This is a genomic window from Kocuria sp. UCD-OTCP (assembly GCF_000349605.1).
GTDB lineage: Bacteria > Actinomycetota > Actinomycetes > Actinomycetales > Micrococcaceae > Kocuria > Kocuria rosea.
In genome coordinates this window covers 44,853-64,191 of the sequence record NZ_AOSQ01000012.1, presented here as the reverse complement: position 1 = coordinate 64,191, position 19,339 = coordinate 44,853, and the positions used below count along the sequence as shown (strand labels likewise).

Sequence of the window (19,339 nt, the reverse complement as noted above, 5' to 3'; positions counted from 1 at the left end):
CAAAGTGGCGCATCGTGACGGGGATTGCCGGCGGCAGGATATGGGTGTCACCCCAGCCCGCAGTCCCTAGGGTTTAGAGCGATGAGGGCTTCGATGTTCCGATTCATGGCACGGCCCTTATCGTGTCGGATCAACGGCGCGTGGTAGCCCCAAGTATTCTCGGCCCATGGACGACAGCAACACGATCGCGACCGCTGGGTCAACGTTCTCCCAGGCGCTGAACGCTGCGGCGAAGCTGCCGGGCGTACGGATTGATCGGGCTGCCTATCTCCGAACGGCGCTGAAGCGCCACTGCACAGAGGGTCAGACTGAGCGAGCGATCGCCGACGGCCCTGCTGCGGCGGGCATACCGCTCGAGATCATCACCGAAGCCGCCAACACTTCGATCCGCTACGAGACCAGCAAGGTCACCGGTCTCTCAGCGCTTGCGGGAGTTCCCGGTGGGTTCGCCATGATCGGCACGGTACCCGCCGACGTCGCCCAGTATCTGGGCCACATGCTCCGGATCTCCCAGAAGCTGGCGTACATCTATAGCTGGCCTGATCTCTTCAATGGAGACGACGATGAGATGGACGAAGCCACAGAGGGCATCCTCACGCTTTTCCTCGGCGTCATGGTCGGCGTCCAGATCGCCCAAGGCGGAGTAGCGAAAGCAGCAGCCATGATCGCTGCCCAGGCTGCGAAGAAGCTACCGCAGCAGGCCCTCACCAAGGGCGTGATCTACCCCGTCGTCAAGAAGGTCGCCAGCTACCTCGGAGCACAAATGACGAAGAAGATCTTCGCCAGTGGAGTAGCCAAAGCCATCCCCCTCGTCGGATCGGTGCTCTCAGGTGGCCTCACACTTGGCACCTTCCTCCCCATGGCGCGGAAACTGCAGAAGCATCTCGCGAGCCTCGAGCTGACCAAACCAGGACACCGCCCAGAAACGGCGCATGCCAGCGATCCCCTGATCGTCGACGGCGAGCTGCTGAACGACCCCGACGACGCAGAATGCGGTCGGTAACCTTCGTCCCGCTACCCGGGAGCACCGGATTTCCGGCCCTTCACAGATGAGCATGGGTGGGCGTCTTTCTCCACGGCCGGTGTCCGCCGGCGGCGAGCAGGGCGCGTAGCCGGTAGTTGTCGAAATTGCGGAAGCCGCGGGCGACCCTGCGCATCGTCTCGATCACCCCGTTCACGGCCTCAGTGGGACCGTTCGAGGCGCCGTCGGTGTCGAAATAGGCCAGGATCGCCGACCGCCACTTGCGCAGGGTCCGTCCGAGCCGGGCGATCTCCGGGATTGGGCAGGTCGGGAAGGCGTCCAGGATCTCGGCGACCAGCCGGCGCCCTCGTTCGAGGCGGGAGTGGTAGACGGCGCGCAGCCTCTGGTAGCAGTGCCAGGCAAGGGTCACCTCGTGGTGCGGGTCCCCGGCCTCGAGCTTGGTGTTGAGCCGGGTGATCTGCTTGGCGGTGAGGTGCTCGGCGCCGATCTGCAGGGTCCGGCGGATCCCGTACAAGGGATCGCCGGCCCTTCCGCGGTGGCCCAGGGTGTCGAAGCTGCACGCGGCGACGCACCTCGTCGAGGACCTGTCCGCCGAGCAAGACCGGCGTGGAAGGCGTCGAGCACCGTGATGGCCTCCGGGAGCACATCGCGGATGGCGTTGGCGTAGCCGTGGAACGGGTCCAGGGTCGCCGTGCGGATCCCGGACGTGAACGTCTCGCCTTATTCGGTGAGCCAGTCGCCGTAGGCGGCCCCGGTGCGGCCCTTCACCAGGTCCAGCAGCCTGGCTCGAGGTCGGCCGTCCTCGCCGCGGGTGTGGTCCACGATCCGAAGTGACCAGCCCGGTGCCCGGTGGCCCCACGTGGCGCCAGACGTGCTCGTCCACACCCAGGGCATCCACCCCGGCCAGCCGGTCCTCAGCGGCCAACTGACCCTCAATGACCGGGGCGACGGCGTGCCAGACGGTGTTCCAGGCGACCGGCGAGCATGTCCGCCAGTGCCGAAACCGCGATGTCGTGGGAGCGCAGCTGGGTCACCGCCCATGAGATCGCGCGGGTGGTGAGCTTGCCCCGCGGGGCTGCCAGCTGGTGGATCTGGCTGAACGTCGTGACTTCGCAGGTGTCCTCTTGGCACCGGTGGACCCGCTTGCGCCACACCACGCGCACCGGCACCCCGGCACACGGCAGGTCGTGCAGGAGCACCTTCCGGCGGCCATGACCGGTGGCGAGCACACCGCAGCCCGGGCAACCCACCAGGGACGGCACGGTCTCAACCACCAGGGTGAACGAGCCCGGCCCGCGTTCCACGGCCAGGACGTGAACGTCGGGCAGGTCGAAGAGCGCGCACGCGGGCGCGCAGATAGCATGAGACACGTCGAGGCCTTCATGGATCAGGTTGCTTGGTCGCTATCCATCCTGGAGGCCTCGACCTCTACCCAGACCTCACAACACGCCCCTCGAGACGCCCACACGGACCCTGGTACCCAGGCTCATCTGTGAAGGGCCGCATAAGTAGCGCTGAAGACTGCGGCGATAGCAATCACCGCGAATAGGGGACTATTCACTGCAGCTTGCAATCTCTATTCCTTCCGGCATGTGTATAGGACGTTCTATTCAGCGTGAGTGGCACAGGAGGCGAGAGGATTAAGGATTTACGATTCCAGTTAGGCCGATCTACATGCAAACTACCCGAAGTAGCCTTCCCATTGGATGATGCCTCGAACTTGTATTCACTAGCGGGCTTCTCTAATTCACACAAAGAGGGCAGGGAGAGCGACCAAGAACAACCAGCCCAATAGTAGCATTATGATGACTAGGCCATAAATGATCGCGGCAATTGATACCGATTTCTTCTCACTGACCAGAAATACGGTACTTGCGACAGCCAGGCCAAGAATGTAATTCCCAAGTTTTGCGGGCCCAAGTAATATAGGCGCACCTGTCATGATGATGTAAGCCCAGCACACGAATCGGGGTGGCAGCGCGGAGACATAACGAATAACCAGTCCGCAAATAACAAGAGCAACCGCTATCCCAACATACCGGTTCACCACATTTTGGAAGCCGACCACGACAATCAGGCCTGCGACAGTCAGGTAGTACGGATGTCGCCATAACGGCACCCTTTTCAGCTCAAATCTTCCGATTCTGACCACTTGACAAGCCGATCCTTCTGGTCAAGAGCGTCTGTGCGCTCGGATGTGATCGCTAGGCTTTGCGGGAGCCTATCCGCCCTACTCCTCATATGGGAAGGTTCTATCGAGGGAATTCATCCCGTTTCGACCTGTCCAGTGGGCCTATGGCGGGCTACAAGCTCACCGACTGGGCGCAAACAGCTTCAAATGGTCGCTACGTCATCACCGTAGGCAGCAAACGGTTTCACCCTCGTGGCAGCTGAGGGTTGCGGACCGCTCTGGGACGCGCATTGACCGCCGACCATCACACTCTCGTTCGTGAAGAGCCCAAAAACCCTTGGCTGCACACCCACCAAAATTATTTCAAAGAAGGAAACGTTAATTCCGCAGTTGTTACCTGAAAAATATCAGAAAGACGAACTCCATACGCAGATTCAAGGCCAGATCTTCGAATGTACTGTTGGACCTTACTTCCGAACCTGTCGATTTCCTTGGACTCGAGAGCTCTCCATGCTTGTCCACCCGCCTCCTTGCCTACACCAAGGCGTTCGTCGATAGCCTTCGAAACGGCAGACAGAGTCGTTGGAAATGCATCGGCCAATTGAATAGCACTGTCACCAACGAGATCATACGGCAAAACTACCATCCCTCGGTCACGAGACAGGACAGGGTGCTTGATAGTTGCCGCGCCAGCTAGTCCAGGCTTGGTAATATGTTTCGAGATAAATTGATCATTGGCCCACTCCAGCTTGGTGGGTAGCACAATAGTGAACTTGATTCGTTCCATCTGCGCAGTGTTTAATAATTTGTCATCAACCACAATATTAAATGATGGGTCATGGATTGCAGTAAGTAANGTGAACTTGATTCGTTCCATCTGCGCAGTGTTTAATAATTTGTCATCAACCACAATATTAAATGATGGGTCATGGATTGCAGTAAGTAATAGTCTTCCCACCGGGTATATAAAACTATTAAAATATCCCAAAGCCAAGGCATTAGCTACCGATATTTGGGTCAACGGCGCACTGAAGTAGTCCGTAATTGGATTGCGACTGTCCGACTCGCCTAGCGCCTGAAAAATGGCTTGTACTGAAATGAGTCGATTCTGCAATGCCGTTCGAGCGCCCTCCGGATCCATTAAATTCACAGGTTCTACTTTAAAGTTTTGATTAAATTCCGCTGACTTTTCTTCAGATTTTGTGGAACTATCGGCGAAAATTATATCTGGGGTCCCGAGTCCCTGGGCGACAGTAAGCTCATAAATAACACTAAAGTCATTAAAAGATACATCTGCAATAACTACGTCTGCAAACTCGAGTTTTGCCAAATCAGTCATGTCAGTTTCACCAAAATTTGAAACATGCAAATCCAAGTTGAGATTATCCAAAACAGGTCGGACAATGTGATTTATCAGGTCGTTACGACTGATTTCATCACGACTCGCAGGGATTAGAAGAACGCATGACCCTACAGGCGGCTTGCGTGCTGTAAGCACAAGTTCGCCCCAATATTTTGAGACACGCGACAAAGGCATGGCCAATGCCGTCTTCTCGCGAACTCTCTCTTTCGCGATCTGGATACCCACAACCGCTTTAGCTACGTCACTATATATTGCGGCCCCACTAAATCCTTCTACAGCAAGAGTCTCACTTTGATATTCGAACAGCAATTGATCACTAGAGTTATTTCTTAAGTGTGGTCCAAGAAAAACTCCCGCACCAGTGTGCTGAGAATTGGGAAGGTTTGACCCATACCCACAGGCGCGTACATTTCCTTGAACCGACGAGACTAGCGTAATTGGCAATGGTTTACGATTTATTGATTCTTCCGAATTAATCTTCAATACGGCAAAATCAATGCCTTCGGGAGTCTTATACATTGCTTGCAATTTTTCGCCAGACGAATCCATGACACAAGTGGCCCATCTATCACTCTTTTCGTCAGGAAAATTGACCCAGACTCCTTCAGATGAAATTCCAAGAACCACATGTCCAGCCGTGAGCAGGTAGCCGTCTTCTGTAACGAGCCAGGCTGTGCCTACAACCCTTCCCCCACCTTCGATTGCAGAGCCACTTAAGACGGCGCATGTTGCTTGAGACAAAAGGGCGCCAATATCGTCCGACTCGTTGGTGCCAATGATATTATTCATTGTTAGTCGACCAGGTCAGTTTGGCACTAAGGGAAACGTTTCCTGTACTTTTCAAAACCCAAGCATTAGCTTCACAAGAAAAGGCGAGGCCAAAAGTTATTTCAGCTTCATCTGGTCCATGTTCCGAACAACTTGCCAGCACCGCACCAAAATCATCAGCAATATCCTTTAAAACTTCTTTCAGTTGCTTGTACGCATCTCCCATTCCTTGAGTCTGGGTCGACGTTGCAGATGTGCCATAGTCCTTCTCGTCATTACTTCCACCACCAGGCTGTACATCGACATCGACGCTTTCGAAGTAGACGAGGGACTTACCCACTCGAGCTGAAACAGCGGTTTTTTCTTCCAGTCCCATGTGCTTTCCCCCGTGAATTACCCATGCTCCCCAATTTCCGGTTCCCGGCTCTGAGATGAGTGAATGAGCGCTGAAATTAATAGGTGCGACTGACCATGCCCACGTTCCTCCTGTCCAACTAGCCATGTCAAGATTTAGATGTAGTTTGAATTTTTCGGAACACGATTCCATCGTTATGTACATTTGTAAACGTTCATCATGAGGGCTCGACCAATGGGCGACTCGGCCATCTGGTGATCGTTCAGTCGGAGACTGCCGACTTCGATGAGGGGCTTCCTGATCCGAAGATCTTCACCCATGCGAACGACAAGGTTCTGTGGAGATTTGTCGTCCATCTTGGGAAATTTGTGAACTTTCGCGAATATTGGTGAAGACAACGTTCTGCGTCCCGTCGATCGTTGTCGGCGGTGGGGGTGGTGGCTGCGGCGCGGTCTTCCTGACGGTGCGATATCTGTTCGATAAATCGCCTCGGGTTTGATGAAGACTCTGGTCATCGCATCCCATGCACTCCTCCCAACGCATGGTCGGCCGTAATCAGGGCTTGCGGCTCTACCCATGACGAAGACGCCTTGCCCAGGAGTGGGCGGGGCCTCTCGGCTGCGTGCTGGGCGGCTGGCGCTCATCGGCCGGGGTCATCGACGTCCGCCGACACTGATGTCGACGTAGACGGGACGGTGGTCGGAGGTGGGGAACGGGTACTCGCCGGTGAGCTCCGCCCCGGGCTCACCGGGAGCGGGCCACCACACGCCGGCACCCACGACCCGGAGGTTCTCCGACGGGAGCACGTAGTCGACCCGCAGGTTGCCGGGGCCGGGGTCGTCATTGAAGTCCGCGGTGTCGTAGGCGGGGTCCGAGACGTGTGTCCGGTTCGCCCCGCCCTGACGGGCCGCGGCCTCGGGCCCGCCCGTGGAGGCCGGCAGCGGGTCTTGCACCCGCGGGTGCTCCAGCAGCTGCTGGATCGCCCCGGGCCACGAGTCACCGTCGTGCGGGTCCGCGTTTTGGTCGCCCATCACGACGAACCGCCCCCCGGGTTCCAGCCCGCCGCGCGCTCCGGTGTCGTCGTAGATGTACGACGACACCGCCGGGTCGCGCACGTAGTCGGCCCAGAAACGGATCTCGTCGTGGTTGCGCCGCCCGTTGCGGTCCTCGGGGCCGTCGAAGCCGGGCGGGGTGGGGTGGGAAGCGAGCACGTGCACGGTCCGGTCGCCGATCCGCACCGGCACGTCCCAGTGGGACTTGCTGGACAACCGCAGCTGCTCTGCCTGCTCGGGCGGGTAGAAGCCTGTGGGCAGTAGATTGCCGGGCATGTCCGCCCAGCGGAAGTGTCGGAACGTGCGGACACCGGCGGTGTCGATGGGGTGCTTGGAGTAGACGACCATCCCGTACTGACCCGGGAAGGCCCCGAAGCCCCAGGCGTCGCCACCGCCGCCCACCGTCCCGTCCTGGTCGAGGTCCAACCCCGAGGGCACCCCGGTGTTCACGGGCGCGGTATAGGCGTAGGGGTAGTCCACCGGTTCCTGGCCGTTCTGGCCGACGGCGAGGTAGTTGTCGCGGAACAGCTGCGCGGACCGGCCCTCGTCGTCGTGGTCGAACTCGTTGACGAGCAGCACGTCCGGGTCGTTGCGCTGGATCACCTCCGCGACCGCCTGCGCCTGGACGTTGCCCGGGGTCGCGAGGTCGCCCTGCAGCTGCCCCTCGGTCCCGCGGTTGAGGGAAGCGTTGTAGGTCATGAACCTCACCGACTCCCGGCTGCCCCTGGTGCTTCCTTGCTCGTGGACATGGTGCTGCCCCGCCACGGCCGGCGCACCGACACCCACCATCAGCATCGCGGCCGCACTGGCCATCACCATCGACCGATTGAAACCCATGGTGCTCCTCCTGCATCCGGCTCGTGCACCGACCGTAGCCAGAATCGACAAATACCACCTGAACCGGTGCCCACACGATAGTCACGAGCCAGCCGTAGAGGGTGGTGCACGAGCAGGGGCCACCCAANTAGCCAGAATCGACAAATACCACCTGAACCGGTGCCCACACGATAGTCACGAGCCAGCCGTAGAGGGTGGTGCACGAGCAGGGGCCACCCAATCCTGTCCCGTGACGGTTCACTCCGCTTGTCCACCGAGTCGGTGATGCGCTCTCGTTTGATATCCAGCTCCATTTGAGCCAAAGCGGCCATCCCGGGGAAGACCATCGACCCCATCGGAGTGCGAGCATCCACTTCTCTCCCACCGAGACTCAGCACCCACAACCCTGCTCATCCCAACTGAGCACCTCGTCAGATGGTCGCGTGTGGGAGCTCGCGAATCCGTCGGTAGAGAGTGGCCCGGGACATTCCAAGGTCTCGAGCCACCTGAGTGGCCGGCTCTCCGCCCTCGATGAGGCGGAGCGCATTGCGGATCTGGGAGTCAGTGAAAGTCTGCCTGCGTCCGCCGAGGTCCTTGCCGGCGGCCCTGCGCTTGGCCACCGAGTCGGTGATCCGCTCTCGTTTGATCTCCAACTCCATCTGCGCCAGCGCGGCCATGACGGTGAACACCATCGAGCCCATCGGGGTAGCCGTATCCACATCTCCCCCACCGAGATTCAGCACCCGCAATCCGGCGCCTCTCCCCCGCAGTGCCTCGGCGAAGGCCAGCATGTTCTGCGTGGACCGCCCCAACCGGTCCAGCGTGGTGATGACCAACGTGTCACCGTCCTCGAGCGCAGCCACCGCCTTGTCGAAGTGTGGACGCGAAGCACGCCCTCCAGACACTCCGCTGTCCACGTAGAGGTCATCGCGCCGCACGCCGGCACCCAGAAGGTCGGACACTTGACGGTCCGCGTCCTGCTGCCGCGTCGACACGCGCGCGTACCCGATCAGCTTCCCCACGTCTACCTCCCCTGTCTCGCAACTAACGTTGAGTATCCGATTCTAGAGGCATGGATAAAGCACAAGGATGCGAGACAGGCTGAACCGCGGAAACATGCGGGCGCAAATTCCTCGGACGAGACGTCTCGCATCCCTAGCCTTCAAAGACACCTCGATGAGCCTCAAGTGACTGTCGTGCACATGCGGGCAATGGTTACGATGAAGCTCACCGTTGTTTGTCATACGCCATAGGAGGAACAATGCCGTTCGAGGTGTTCGACAAGAGAATGACTCCATTGGCTAAGGCGCCGAGCGTGACGATCCAGAAGCGCGGAGTGATTTCGCTGAACAAAGCCGCTCACGACCTAGTCGATAACGCTGAGACCGTGGAACTGCTCTACGACCGTGATCGCCAGGTAATGGCGCTGCGCGCCACCGATGACTCCTCCCCGCACGCCTACGCTGTCCGCAGTGGGTCCAAGCGCGGTCCGGGGCAGGCGATCATCTCAGCCACGGCTTTCACCGCGCACTACAGCATCGACACCACCGCCACCAGACGATGGAAACCCTTCATGGAGGACGGCATGCTCTGCGTGGACCTCACCCAGGAGGGCACCGTCATCACCGGCAACCGCACCAAAACAACGGCACCGGCAAACGCAGTGGAATCAGCAGGAATATCTGACGCCAGGATGCCTTCCGCCACGTCTGCCCAAGATGATCCCTACCACCCCTAACCTCNGGAGGGCACCGTCATCACCGGCAACCGCACCAAAACAACGGCACCGGCAAACGCAGTGGAATCAGCAGGAATATCTGACGCCAGGATGCCTTCCGCCACGTCTGCCCAAGATGATCCCTACCACCCCTAACCTCGCTTCCCCACCCGAATAATGGAAGGAACGCCGCCTGTAGCTCAAAAAGTCGAAGTGCATTTCGAGGACGACCTCGACAGCGGACCCGCCGACGACGCCGTCACCCTCGCCCTCGCCGGCAAGGACTACGAGAATGATCTCTCTACCACCAACGCCGAGAAGCTTCGCGAGGCGCTGCACCCCTTCGAGGAGGCCGGCCGCAAGGCCAGCCGCCGCAGCAGCACCCGGTCCCGGGCCTCGGACAGCGCCCCGGACACCGCGAAGATCCGAGCCTGGGATAAGGAGAACGGATATAAGGTCTTCGACCGCGGCCGCATCCACTAGAGCGTGAGGGGCGCCTAATACGCCGCCCACTGACCCAACCAATTTACGGCACGTCCTGCGAAGACGAGCCATGGCGCCTCTCATCCCATTACAGCCACGAGGCACGAATAATTAGCGCACGCCATTAAAGCACCTACACGCAGGCATAGTTTAATGAAATGCATGCACGGCACTGGCATTGCCCATGCACACCGAAACAACCCCCGTAGATCATCACAAATAAATTTTACTTGACTAACATTAAACCCATTGATATAATTAGAGGTTATAAATAATTGCTATACTTAAGCGAAAAGGTAGGGCTAAAGGTGGCTGGAAGCACTGCGGAAAAAGGACTTGGAAAATCGAAAGTAATTTTCAAGCGACAACCGCGGGTATCTTCACGTCGACGGAAGGCTACCGAAGCGACGGCTGTGGATAGCAACTCCGCAGGCATCATGTCCCGTTTCGTCACCACCTCGAAAGTCTCGCGCTCCCGTGATGTAGCCCCCATCACGGGCCCCCGGGCTCTTTTAGTGCAACCTGCAAGGCGCAGTTAATAGCATTCCATGTAGAAATAACAGCATATCCAGGACCTCGAGGTCCCCTCCCCCCAGGACCATAGTGGAATCGACAGACAAAAAAATTGGAAAATTTTTTCTGAGATTATTCTCCGAGAATGACTGGATATCCCGGCGTGTCGAGCGGGTAGAATATCTGGACTTTGATGGAACTCGTCGGGATATTTCACTTGACATTGATATCAGCCGGCTTTTGTCCATTGCCGATGAATGCGGGCTCAAAAACAGCACACATCTTCCCATACCACTTGGCCTGGTGGACAAAAGCCTATATCTAGAATTCGATATAAAAGACTCACAAGGCATTTCTCAGTCTCTGTACACAAGCGACGAAAACGCCGCCATAGCTACAGAGGTGCTACTTGCAGTTATTGAAGATGAGGGATTTAACGCTGAGGGCTTACACGATGGAATTAAAAAACATATAAAATCCATAGCTCGTGGGGGTCTATCCCCTGAGGAAAGAAAAGCGTTCAGAGAGGCAGAAGAGGGCAAAGGTAGTCAAATTGATTCCTGGATGATACCTCAAGACTTAGTCAGTGAAGAGCATGTCTGGCTAAATCTATTTACAAGGGAAAAAATAGTTAGCTGGTTTATCGTATTTACGCGATCGTTTATGCCGATAATCAAGATTCCCACTAACGGGACAGATGGTCGCTCACTTCTCAAATACGGCTACCTTGAATATAACGATTCCAACCGGGAAACGGAATTGTTTCGCTCTGCTTTATCTTACTCGAGAAGGAATGAAGAAGGGTACTGGGCGAACTGGCTAGAAGCGCTCATTCATGCCTATCGCGTACTTCCTGAACGTCTTGCCATAAAACCACGGCCCTTATTTCTTACTGTCGATGGCATTGGCATGTCTAGCCGAGACCACGTACGAGTGAATGCACCGCCTGGAGTCTTTTTTACAGAGCTGGCTTTTGGTCCTTATGCCGAATCTAGCCCTGCACAGGAAATTTCCAATTCTGACGCAGCCGCCAACGATACCGAACAGTCGCAAGCTCCTGTTCGTCCCCGTTCTTCTTGGCAAGAGTATTCATGTCGCATTGCACCCGAAACAGCCGTAGTCTATTTCCGAAACATTCCCCGTCATGCCTGGGAAATTGAGCTGTACTGGAGGCCTAAGTTAGAGGGATTTATCCTCCCCTCTATCGTTGCCTGCATGTCAGGGGTCTTCCTTTTAATGGGAGGTGGCATCGCCCAACTTTTCGGAAAGTTCCTCGAAACAAGGATGTACTCTCAAGATGGGCTGAGTAATAGTGCAGGGGCGGCCGTGGCCATCATGTTGCTAGTACCGACTTTGTTTGCTGCAACTCTAGCTCGTCCGGGGGATCATCAGGTGCGGGCTGAGGCCCTTTTTTGGCCACGAGTAGTTGTTGGATTTTCTGGGCTTGCTACGGCCTTGGCTGCCGTGTCTGTCGTTATTGGCTTGAAGGGCCTACTGTTGGCTACTATATGGATTTTGCTGGGATCCATTTGCCTTATCGTTGCTACGATCCTTGCGTGGGCGCGTCATTGCGAGAAGTTAGATTTTATGGCAGTCGTAGGTGCGTCGGCAGACACGGACATCAGGAAGATTACGCTACCTAGCTAATTTTCAGTAACATCATTTATTAATTTTCAAACTCCCTCTAATGTATCAACTTTTGCTTTTCGCACCCTGGCTCAGCACGACCATTGGATGGGACTTATACACGTTGGAGTGGCAGCCACGGCACGGATATGTCTCGTAACTGGATTGCCTTACAGCCCATGACCTGCGAGACGCGCCAACGCGCCGAAAGCTGATAAGACTCGGTCTCACCAGCCGGCGAACCCGTACCGAATGCAGGGTCAGTCGGTGAAACGTTCGTAGGCACTCTGCCGGGAGGTGTTCAACGCCCAACCAACCCCGGCCCACGAGGCCCCACTCCCCCGGGCATCATTAACAGCATCGTGCAGCGCCACGCCGGCCCCGCGCTCGAGCAGACGCAAGAACCTCACCCGCTCCAGAGCACGGTCAGCGGCTTCGTCGGTCTTTGCGGCGGCCCACGCATCAGCGGCCATGCGCAGAAACTGAGCCACCGCCACCCCGTCACGGTCGTCCACGGGCACGGAGTGATCAGCCAGGGACGCCCCCAGCTCCCATGCCGCATGCGGCGCCGTCACGCCCTGCAGTCCATCGTGCTCGAGCACGCCCACCTCCGCCATGTCACGAAACCCTGACACTGTCAGGATTACCTGACATGACGGCAAGGTCAAGCACCAAAGTAAGCACCAGAGCGCGCACTTCTTCGCGCCGGCTCAAGTCTTGCAACGAAGGCATCGCGCAACCCTTGGCTTGAGAGACATCCGCGCTTTTCCGCATGTACCCCAAACTGCCTCCTCGCCAATGCGTGTCCTCCTGAAAGCCCACAGTGTTACGTTCACATCCAGAATTTTCGGGATTGCACTTGCGAACCCTTCTGGCGCCGTCTACGTTGTGAACACATCAGAAACACGTTTCAGGCGGGGGTAGTCATGAACATGCTGAAGTCGCACCGGGGGCGTTCCATCCACCTCATCGACATCGAGAACCAGTTGGGCACGCCGTTCTTTGTGGCTGAGGCGGTCAATGGGTGGTTCGAGGACTATGCCCGCCTTGCCAACTACCAGCTCGGGGATCTGGTCGTGGTGGGCACTACTGCCCGAGCAACTGTGTGGGAGATCGAGCGCTCTGCGGTGCCGTGCCGCAAGCTTTTCCGCCTCGGCCCTGATGGGGCGGATCGGGTTCTGCAGGAAGTGATGTGGGATGAGAATCTGCCCGCGCGGTTTGACCGCATTGTGTGCGCCAGCGGCGATGGAGGATTTACCGACGTGGTGGCCGCACTGGGCGCTGCCGGTGGGTGCGTCGTGGTGGTGTCACGGTTGTCCTGCCTGTCGAAGCGGTTGCGTATGGCCGCTGGCGAGGTAATCGTTCTGCCCGAGAACCGGTTCTACACGCCTCCGACCGCACGGCAAGCTGCCTGAATGCCCACCCCCACGAAGCCCCGACGCCCCTTGGACACCACTAAGAGCAGGATGACCGGGCAGATCAAGTGAGGGGCTGCGGCCTAGTGCCTGAATTCTCCTCCCGAGTCCGTACACACCCCGAAGGACACATGATGAACGCCACCCACACCTACCAGCACATCAGTCCTTCTGGGATTGCCCGATTGGCTGGGGTGTCTACCTCGACCGTGAGTAACTGGCGGGCCCGGTATCCGGACTTCCCGCAGGCCACCGCCGGGACCCAGAGCCGACCGCTGTTCCCCTTGCCGGCGGTTCTGCAGTGGCTGGAATCGAAGAACAAGCCGATCAAGCAGGACCCGGACCAGGCTGACTTCGCCCTGCTCAGCAGCCTGCGCGGCATCGTCCCGGCAGAAGATATGGTCCCGATCCTTCTGCCCCTCTTGTGGTGGGCTAAATGGAGCCAGGACCCGCAAACCCCTCTGCCGGACTATGCCCAGTTCCCCTTGGACCAGGCCATTAGAGGCCCCATCGGTGCAATGAGCTATGTGACCACGGCTTCGCGTTACGACAACGAGTACGTCTCCGATGCCCTTTGCCGGGTTGACGGCTGGCTAGATGGGCTGCCTAGTCCTCGTGGACAGATGCTCGAGCATATCGGCGCCGCCTTGGGGAATGCGGATCCTCACCGCGTAGCTGAGCAACTGATCAAGGCCGCAACGGAACGAGCCCGCGGAGGCCTGGCCGCCACCATGACCTCCCCCGCCTTGAGCCAACTGCTAGTCCGATCGATCGGGGAACATGCCACCACGATCGCTGACCTAGCGTGCGGGGCGGGTCAGACGCTGCTGGATGCCCACAACACTCATCCCCACGCCGAGCTGCACGGCAATGACCCCGATAAGGAAGCCCTTGAGATCACCGCCTGCCGGCTCTCCCTGGCTGACGTCCCGGCACAGCTGAGCGCCCAGGACGCTCTCACCATTGATTCCACTTTCGATGCTGTCATCATGCACGGCCCCTCGGGGATGCTGCATGGGGAGCAAAAGGCATGGGCAGCTCAATTGCCCTTCGGTGGAGTCACCGGCAGTAGGTCTGACCTCGCTTGGGCCCTGGCGGCTTATCAAGCCCTGAATCCCGGAGGCCAGGCCGCCGTTGTGCTGCCGCAGCNCACTTTCGATGCTGTCATCATGCACGGCCCCTCGGGGATGCTGCATGGGGAGCAAAAGGCATGGGCAGCTCAATTGCCCTTCGGTGGAGTCACCGGCAGTAGGTCTGACCTCGCTTGGGCCCTGGCGGCTTATCAAGCCCTGAATCCCGGAGGCCAGGCCGCCGTTGTGCTGCCGCAGCGGGCCTTATCCCGGGCCGGTAGCTCCAATCAAGCACTGTCCTGGATGATCGCCGAAGGAGTGATCGAGGCGATCATTTCCCTACCGGCCAGCATCCAGCGCTATACCAAAACTCCCAGCTACATCGTGGTCCTCCACCGCCTGACTGAGCCTCGATCCTCAAATGAGGTCTTGCTCATCGACCTCAGCCAGCATTCGGCTGCCGGAATGACCGAGGCGGTCCTCGATGAGGCCATCACCGCCCTGCACACCTGGCGCGCCGGCGAGCCCGTCGAGCATCCGAGGGCCATCACGGTGTCCGCCACCAAACTGCTCTCCCCCGACGCGTCCCTCATTCCGCAGGCCTGGCTCCAGACGGTTCAGCCAGTGGGTGACCAAGAACTGCTCGAAGGGTTCGAGCACGCCCAAGCAGAGTTGAAGGACGCCGAACAGGCCTTGCAGACCCTGTCGATCCCGTCCACATCTCTCGATGCTCTGGAGACGGCAGTGGAGACGTACCCCATTGGTAACGCCTTTCCCGCTCACCGTGGCACCGCCCAAACTCACCGCACCGACACCGACCCAGACGCTGAGCCGGTCCATGTACTCACACCGCAATCCGTCGTAGACGGACGCGCCGAGCACCTGCCGATCACGATGCCGGACTCCCCGTATGCCTCGATCACTTCCCGCCCCGGACAGGTCGCGGTCACCATCCGAGGCAACCGCATCATTGCCCGGGTCTGGAACACCGAAGGGCTGCCGGTCGCCCGAGGGGTGATCCTCCTCGACGTCAACCCCGCTACCCACGACCCGGAATTCGTCGCCCACATGCTAACGGCTGACATTAACCAAGCCACCCTCAGCGGCCAGATGACCCCCACCGTCAAGGTGGAGAAACTGCGCCTACCCCGGCTGCCCTTGGACGCCCAGCGCCAGGCAGGAGCCGCCTACAAACAGCTCCTCCTCGCCGCTGAGGCCGCCACAGAACTCGCCGAGAAAACCAGGGCGTTGCTCGATGTCGCGGGCAACACCGTATCCACCGGGCAGTTCATTATCCGCTAGAACGCCTACGGCCCTGTGATCCATTCAGTTGTCCAAGCACCACCCACCGCGGCTCCACCGGAATTATCGAGGGAATGCACCCATGGAATCCCTAATTTTCACCCATTACGACCTCACCAATGGGGATGCCCTGGAGGACAGATTCGAGCGCAACAAGTCCCGAACCGGGGTGTACGTCTTGCACTTCACCGATGGCACCCAGTACGTCGGGAAGGCCAACGACGTCCTGGCACGATTCCGGCAACACCTCGACTATTGGCGTGAGCCGATCCTTTGCGTCGAGTTCGCCCCCGTAGCCGACCTTGAAGAGGTGTTCCTGCACGAACGCCTGACCATTCAACGGCGACTGGCACAAGGACACACATTGCGCAACGATCAACACACCAAGGAAAGCGCGGCTCGAGCCGGGATGTCTCCTGTCGTTGACCTGGACACCGCTGAGGCCATCGAACGAGCCCTGCTGACGCCTGTCGAAGACGCAGATCAAATCCCCTATTGGATCCCCCAACCCGGCGGCGCCACCCCTCGGGGATACACGCCTAAGCTCCTTGCTGCTTCCTACGCCGACGACGTCATCGACGTCCTCGCCTACTGCGTGCGGTATGTGCTGCCAAACCCAGCCGTCACTGAGGGCCGTTACTGGAAGGTGAAAGCTCCCATGGCACAGGCCCACGACGGTGCGACGAACGTGGCGACTCTTATCGTGCAGAACGTCCCATTCGTGCACGTCCGGGTGGAACGCACCGGCCGAATCACCGTAGAGGTTCATTTGGATCCGCACCCCGTGGTGAGTCCCCACTACGGATTCGAGAACATCCCGTTCCCCTACATGCTCAAGGGAAGTCTGATCCAACGTGGACATCTGAGCCCGGAAATCCTGATCGACGCCCTGACCGACGACCCGGTCTTCCTCGAGGCAACCCGCCGCACCACTCACCGCCTCCAACGCAGAGGCCAATCCACCAACCGGCACATCCACGATCCCGCCCTGGCCGACATCGTGTTTGGGCGCATCACCCGCCTCGGGTTGACCCCATGACGGGCACGTCAGCCCCCAAGTCGGGGTGGTCCCGTTGGCCTTGTGAAACTGCTTCTAAGCTGCCACCCGTGGCGTGCGGCTCGGGAATATGCCCTTGCCCCGCCAAAAGGTGGACTCGCCGCACGAACTCGTAGCGGTCAGCGGAGGTCGTGGCGGGCGCACCGGAGGGCGTGGCCATGGTCCGCTCCAGGGTCCGTCGCAATGGGTGCGGAGAACCAGCGATGGCGTCGTTGCGAGCCAGCAGGCGTTCCAGCTCATCCCCCTTCGGCATACGGGCACTCTTGGACAGATTGCATCCCTGACATGCTGCGACAAGGTTCCACACCCCATTCAGGTCGGGGCCAGCCCAGGTAGTTCTAGTCATGAAGGAGAAGGCGTAGACGTGGTCCACGTGCACTGCTCCGGGTTCTGCGCTGAGGAGGTCATGGCAGTAGAAGCATCGGCCGTGCTGGAAACCCGTCAAGGCAGGCCGGACACCGGTGAGGGAGACGCGGCGTGTGGTGGTGAGCAGGTGTTCGCCGTCCTCGCTCACCGTCATCCCCGAGCCCACGAGACCGCGTCCTATACCGGCGTCGAAGGAGGCCTCCACGATCGCCCACCGGGCGGCCAGCTCGTCCACTAGCAGTTCATGCTGCGCCACCGTCTGAAGATCCTTACTCAGCACGACTCGCCGGGAGGTGCCCCTACCCCGCAGGTCATAGAAGGAGTGGTTGATCTGCCCCGTTCCGCGTAGGTTGTGGAATTTCTGCATGACCATGCCCGGCATCGACTCGATCGCCGCGGCGATCAACTTCTCGGTCGGATGGCCGGCAGCAAGCGAGGCCTCTCGTTCGATGGACAGGACTGTCAAGAAGTCCTTAGTACCTTCCACTGCTGTTGCTGGCCCTTGGGGATATTGGTCGGCGTGCTGCACCAGGCGCCAGGCGTAGGGTGCCGCGAGTTTCTCGACGGTGACTTCCTCCTGGCCCGTTTTAGCCAGGTCCAACAGGGCGGCGCCAAGAGCGAACTTGTAGGTGCGCGAGTTCGCGCCCATCAACACGGCCATTCGCCACGACGTGACCGGTGTCGGCTCAACCCTGTAGAACTCCATAACAGAAGTGAACAACAAGGAGCCGACATTATGGGCAAACTCGTCCGCGACCTCATCCCCGAGATCATCCGCCAGAACGGAGGTGAGCCGGTCACCTGGCAGCTGCCCGAGGAGGAGATCCTCGGCGCGCTTACCTCGAAGCTGCTGGAAGAAGCCGAAGAATTCCGCGCTGCGGAACCGCACGAGCAGCTGGAAGAAGCCGCTGATGTCTACGAAGTACTCCGGGCTATGGCCACCACCATGGGGGTGAGCATGGAAGAGATCGCATCCCGCGCCCAGCAGAAACGCGCTGACCGCGGCGGCTTCGACCAGCGGATTTGGTTGGAGTCGTGGTGAGGGCAGGGAAGTAACCGTGCTCCGTCGGTAGGCCGGCGAGGGCCCGCTCCATGGAGCTGGTCAGGATCGTTTTCCCGCCATGTCGGGGTATCCGCTGATGCGGAGTTCTCTTTCCCTGCGCCTATCCGGAGCAGACCCGTGTCGTGTCATCGGCGCGTAAGGCTGGTGTGGCGTCGTCGGTGGGCGGCAAAGAACTTGGCGTTCTTGACTGAAAAGTTGAGGACGGTTCGGCCGATCACGGCGTCTAGTGTGGGCGCCAGATCGGGGGCGTCGATGCCGCGGGGGCCGCGGATGATGCGGCCTGCGTCATTGACCACAATGAAGCCTCGTTCGTAGAGGCTGTCACACCCTAGGGAACAGGCGGGCATGACGACGTGCGGGTTGACGCGTTCGGTGTCGCTGCAGTCTGCTCGGCGCTTGATGTGCGCGGTGATCAACAAGCCCACAGGCAGGGCTCGGCCGCACAGAGCACAGGAACTAATCCTGCGGCCCTTTTTCAGGAAGTCAACGAGCTGGCTGTGCTCAGGACGGTATCCCACGATGCGGGTGCCATCGGGGCCGGAGACGATGACCGGCTCGTAGTGGTCCTCTTCCCCGCGCGGGACGACAGGTACCACGTCCTCATCGTCGGGGTTGGCGATCAGCCCTGCTCGTTCAAAAACCCACAGAGCGGTCTCCTCAGAGGGCTGGAAGAAGTACCCCTGATTGACCTGGCCTCTGGAGTCAAAGGGTGATCCGGGAGCGTTGGGACGACGCAGATCCGTGGGAATCTCCCCCAGGGGTATCGCGACCTCCAACTCCGTGTACGCCACACGAATCTCGCGCCCGTCAGCCTCCCACCGATCCCAGTCACCCCCTTGCGACAACGCCGGGGCCGCCCGGGAAGTGGTGAGCGCGCGCCCGACAGCTCGAATCTGTTTACGGGCGTAGTGAATGATCAAATCCCCCGGCTGGACGCCGTCCATGCGATCCCAGTGGTGCTGCCTGCCACCACTCGTGTTGCGGAACGGCGCCCAGATCGCCCCGGCATCCAGCTCCTCTTCATATGTCTTGCCCTGGTTGACCCACCAGTAATTGACCACCATGCACCTCCGCGTCTTTAGCTACACCACACACATCGACGGGATGAGACCCATCCCGTTGTTGACCCGTTCTCGACGTCCCTGGCAGCCCAGCAGAGAAGGCCACTCCTTTCACTAATCTCTTCGTATACGTGATACAAGATAAACAAAAATCTACTAAAAATGAAAAATCAAAAACCATCCTTACGGCCTTTAAAAA

The 19,339-nt window shown here is 59.1% G+C and carries 16 protein-coding genes and 1 pseudogene; 8 read left to right on the top strand and 9 right to left on the bottom strand.

Going from position 1 to position 19,339, the window contains the following annotated elements:
* Nucleotides 1-166: 166 nt before the first annotated feature.
* Nucleotides 167-1,003, top strand: a complete 837-nt coding sequence (locus H488_RS24165) for a hypothetical protein (RefSeq protein WP_017832714.1) — start codon at nucleotides 167-169, stop codon at nucleotides 1,001-1,003.
* A 40-nt stretch (nucleotides 1,004-1,043) separates the two neighbouring features.
* Here H488_RS24165 and H488_RS38640 read toward each other — a convergent pair.
* The 6 genes and pseudogenes from H488_RS38640 to H488_RS24150 all read right to left on the bottom strand — a co-directional run bounded on the left by H488_RS38640 (nucleotide 1,044) and on the right by H488_RS24150 (nucleotide 8,489).
* Nucleotides 1,044-2,373 (bottom strand): annotated as a pseudogene (locus H488_RS38640) (ISL3 family transposase).
* Nucleotides 2,374-2,729: 356 nt separating this feature from the next.
* Nucleotides 2,730-3,134, bottom strand: a complete 405-nt coding sequence (locus tag H488_RS37105) for a hypothetical protein (RefSeq protein ID WP_150110318.1) — start codon at nucleotides 3,132-3,134, stop codon at nucleotides 2,730-2,732.
* A 337-nt stretch (nucleotides 3,135-3,471) separates the two neighbouring features.
* Complete coding sequence (locus H488_RS36485) at nucleotides 3,472-5,265, bottom strand: STING domain-containing protein (protein ID WP_081615733.1); 1,794 nt, start codon at nucleotides 5,263-5,265, stop codon at nucleotides 3,472-3,474.
* Nucleotides 5,258-5,620 carry a CU044_2847 family protein gene (locus H488_RS37100; protein ID WP_150110317.1) on the bottom strand — a complete coding sequence of 121 codons (363 nt, stop codon included), beginning with the start codon at nucleotides 5,618-5,620 and terminating at the stop codon, nucleotides 5,258-5,260. Before H488_RS37100 ends, H488_RS36485 begins: the two co-directional genes overlap by 8 nt.
* Nucleotides 5,621-6,252: 632 nt before the next feature.
* On the bottom strand, nucleotides 6,253-7,350 hold the full coding sequence (locus H488_RS24155) for an endonuclease/exonuclease/phosphatase family protein (RefSeq protein WP_017832713.1): 1,098 nt from the start codon (nucleotides 7,348-7,350) through the stop codon (nucleotides 6,253-6,255).
* 548 nt (nucleotides 7,351-7,898) lie between these two features.
* A complete protein-coding gene (locus H488_RS24150; RefSeq protein ID WP_017832712.1) occupies nucleotides 7,899-8,489 on the bottom strand; it encodes a recombinase family protein in 591 nt (196 codons plus the stop codon).
* A gap of 239 nt (nucleotides 8,490-8,728) precedes the next feature.
* Here H488_RS24150 and H488_RS24145 point away from each other — a divergent pair, with 239 nt between their 5' ends.
* From H488_RS24145 to H488_RS37090, 3 genes are all read left to right on the top strand, one after another.
* Nucleotides 8,729-9,205 carry a hypothetical protein gene (locus H488_RS24145; protein WP_017832711.1) on the top strand — a complete coding sequence of 159 codons (477 nt, stop codon included), beginning with the start codon at nucleotides 8,729-8,731 and terminating at the stop codon, nucleotides 9,203-9,205.
* Nucleotides 9,206-9,361: 156 nt separating this feature from the next.
* On the top strand, nucleotides 9,362-9,667 hold the full coding sequence (locus H488_RS0118155) for a histone-like nucleoid-structuring protein Lsr2 (protein ID WP_031282613.1): 306 nt from the start codon (nucleotides 9,362-9,364) through the stop codon (nucleotides 9,665-9,667).
* Between the two features lie 603 nt (nucleotides 9,668-10,270).
* Nucleotides 10,271-11,827: a hypothetical protein gene (locus H488_RS37090; protein ID WP_150110316.1), complete on the top strand. Its 1,557-nt coding sequence runs from the start codon at nucleotides 10,271-10,273 to the stop codon at nucleotides 11,825-11,827.
* A 239-nt stretch (nucleotides 11,828-12,066) separates the two neighbouring features.
* Here the strand turns inward: H488_RS37090 and H488_RS24140 are convergent, their stop codons facing one another.
* Entirely contained in the window at nucleotides 12,067-12,408 is a 342-nt protein-coding gene (locus tag H488_RS24140) for a hypothetical protein (RefSeq protein ID WP_150110315.1), read from the bottom strand.
* 324 nt (nucleotides 12,409-12,732) lie between these two features.
* On the opposite strand from H488_RS24140, the gene H488_RS0118150 reads away from it, so the two are divergent.
* The 3 genes from H488_RS0118150 to H488_RS24130 all read left to right on the top strand — a co-directional run bounded on the left by H488_RS0118150 (nucleotide 12,733) and on the right by H488_RS24130 (nucleotide 16,632).
* Nucleotides 12,733-13,221, top strand: coding sequence for a hypothetical protein (locus H488_RS0118150; protein WP_150110314.1), 489 nt, complete (start codon nucleotides 12,733-12,735; stop codon nucleotides 13,219-13,221).
* A gap of 131 nt (nucleotides 13,222-13,352) precedes the next feature.
* A complete protein-coding gene (locus H488_RS24135; protein WP_017832707.1) occupies nucleotides 13,353-15,593 on the top strand; it encodes an N-6 DNA methylase in 2,241 nt (746 codons plus the stop codon).
* 82 nt (nucleotides 15,594-15,675) lie between these two features.
* Complete coding sequence (locus H488_RS24130; RefSeq protein ID WP_017832706.1) at nucleotides 15,676-16,632, top strand: GIY-YIG nuclease family protein; 957 nt, start codon at nucleotides 15,676-15,678, stop codon at nucleotides 16,630-16,632.
* Here H488_RS24130 and H488_RS24125 read toward each other — a convergent pair.
* A complete protein-coding gene (locus H488_RS24125) occupies nucleotides 16,607-17,722 on the bottom strand; it encodes an HNH endonuclease (protein ID WP_017832705.1) in 1,116 nt (371 codons plus the stop codon). The two genes, H488_RS24130 and H488_RS24125, sit on opposite strands and share 26 nt — an antisense overlap.
* Nucleotides 17,723-17,752: 30 nt before the next feature.
* On the opposite strand from H488_RS24125, the gene H488_RS24120 reads away from it, so the two are divergent.
* A complete protein-coding gene (locus H488_RS24120; RefSeq protein ID WP_017832704.1) occupies nucleotides 17,753-18,058 on the top strand; it encodes a nucleoside triphosphate pyrophosphohydrolase in 306 nt (101 codons plus the stop codon).
* A gap of 146 nt (nucleotides 18,059-18,204) precedes the next feature.
* On the opposite strand, the gene H488_RS24115 is transcribed toward H488_RS24120, so the two are convergent.
* Complete coding sequence (locus H488_RS24115; protein ID WP_017832703.1) at nucleotides 18,205-19,143, bottom strand: hypothetical protein; 939 nt, start codon at nucleotides 19,141-19,143, stop codon at nucleotides 18,205-18,207.
* Nucleotides 19,144-19,339: the final 196 nt, after the last annotated feature.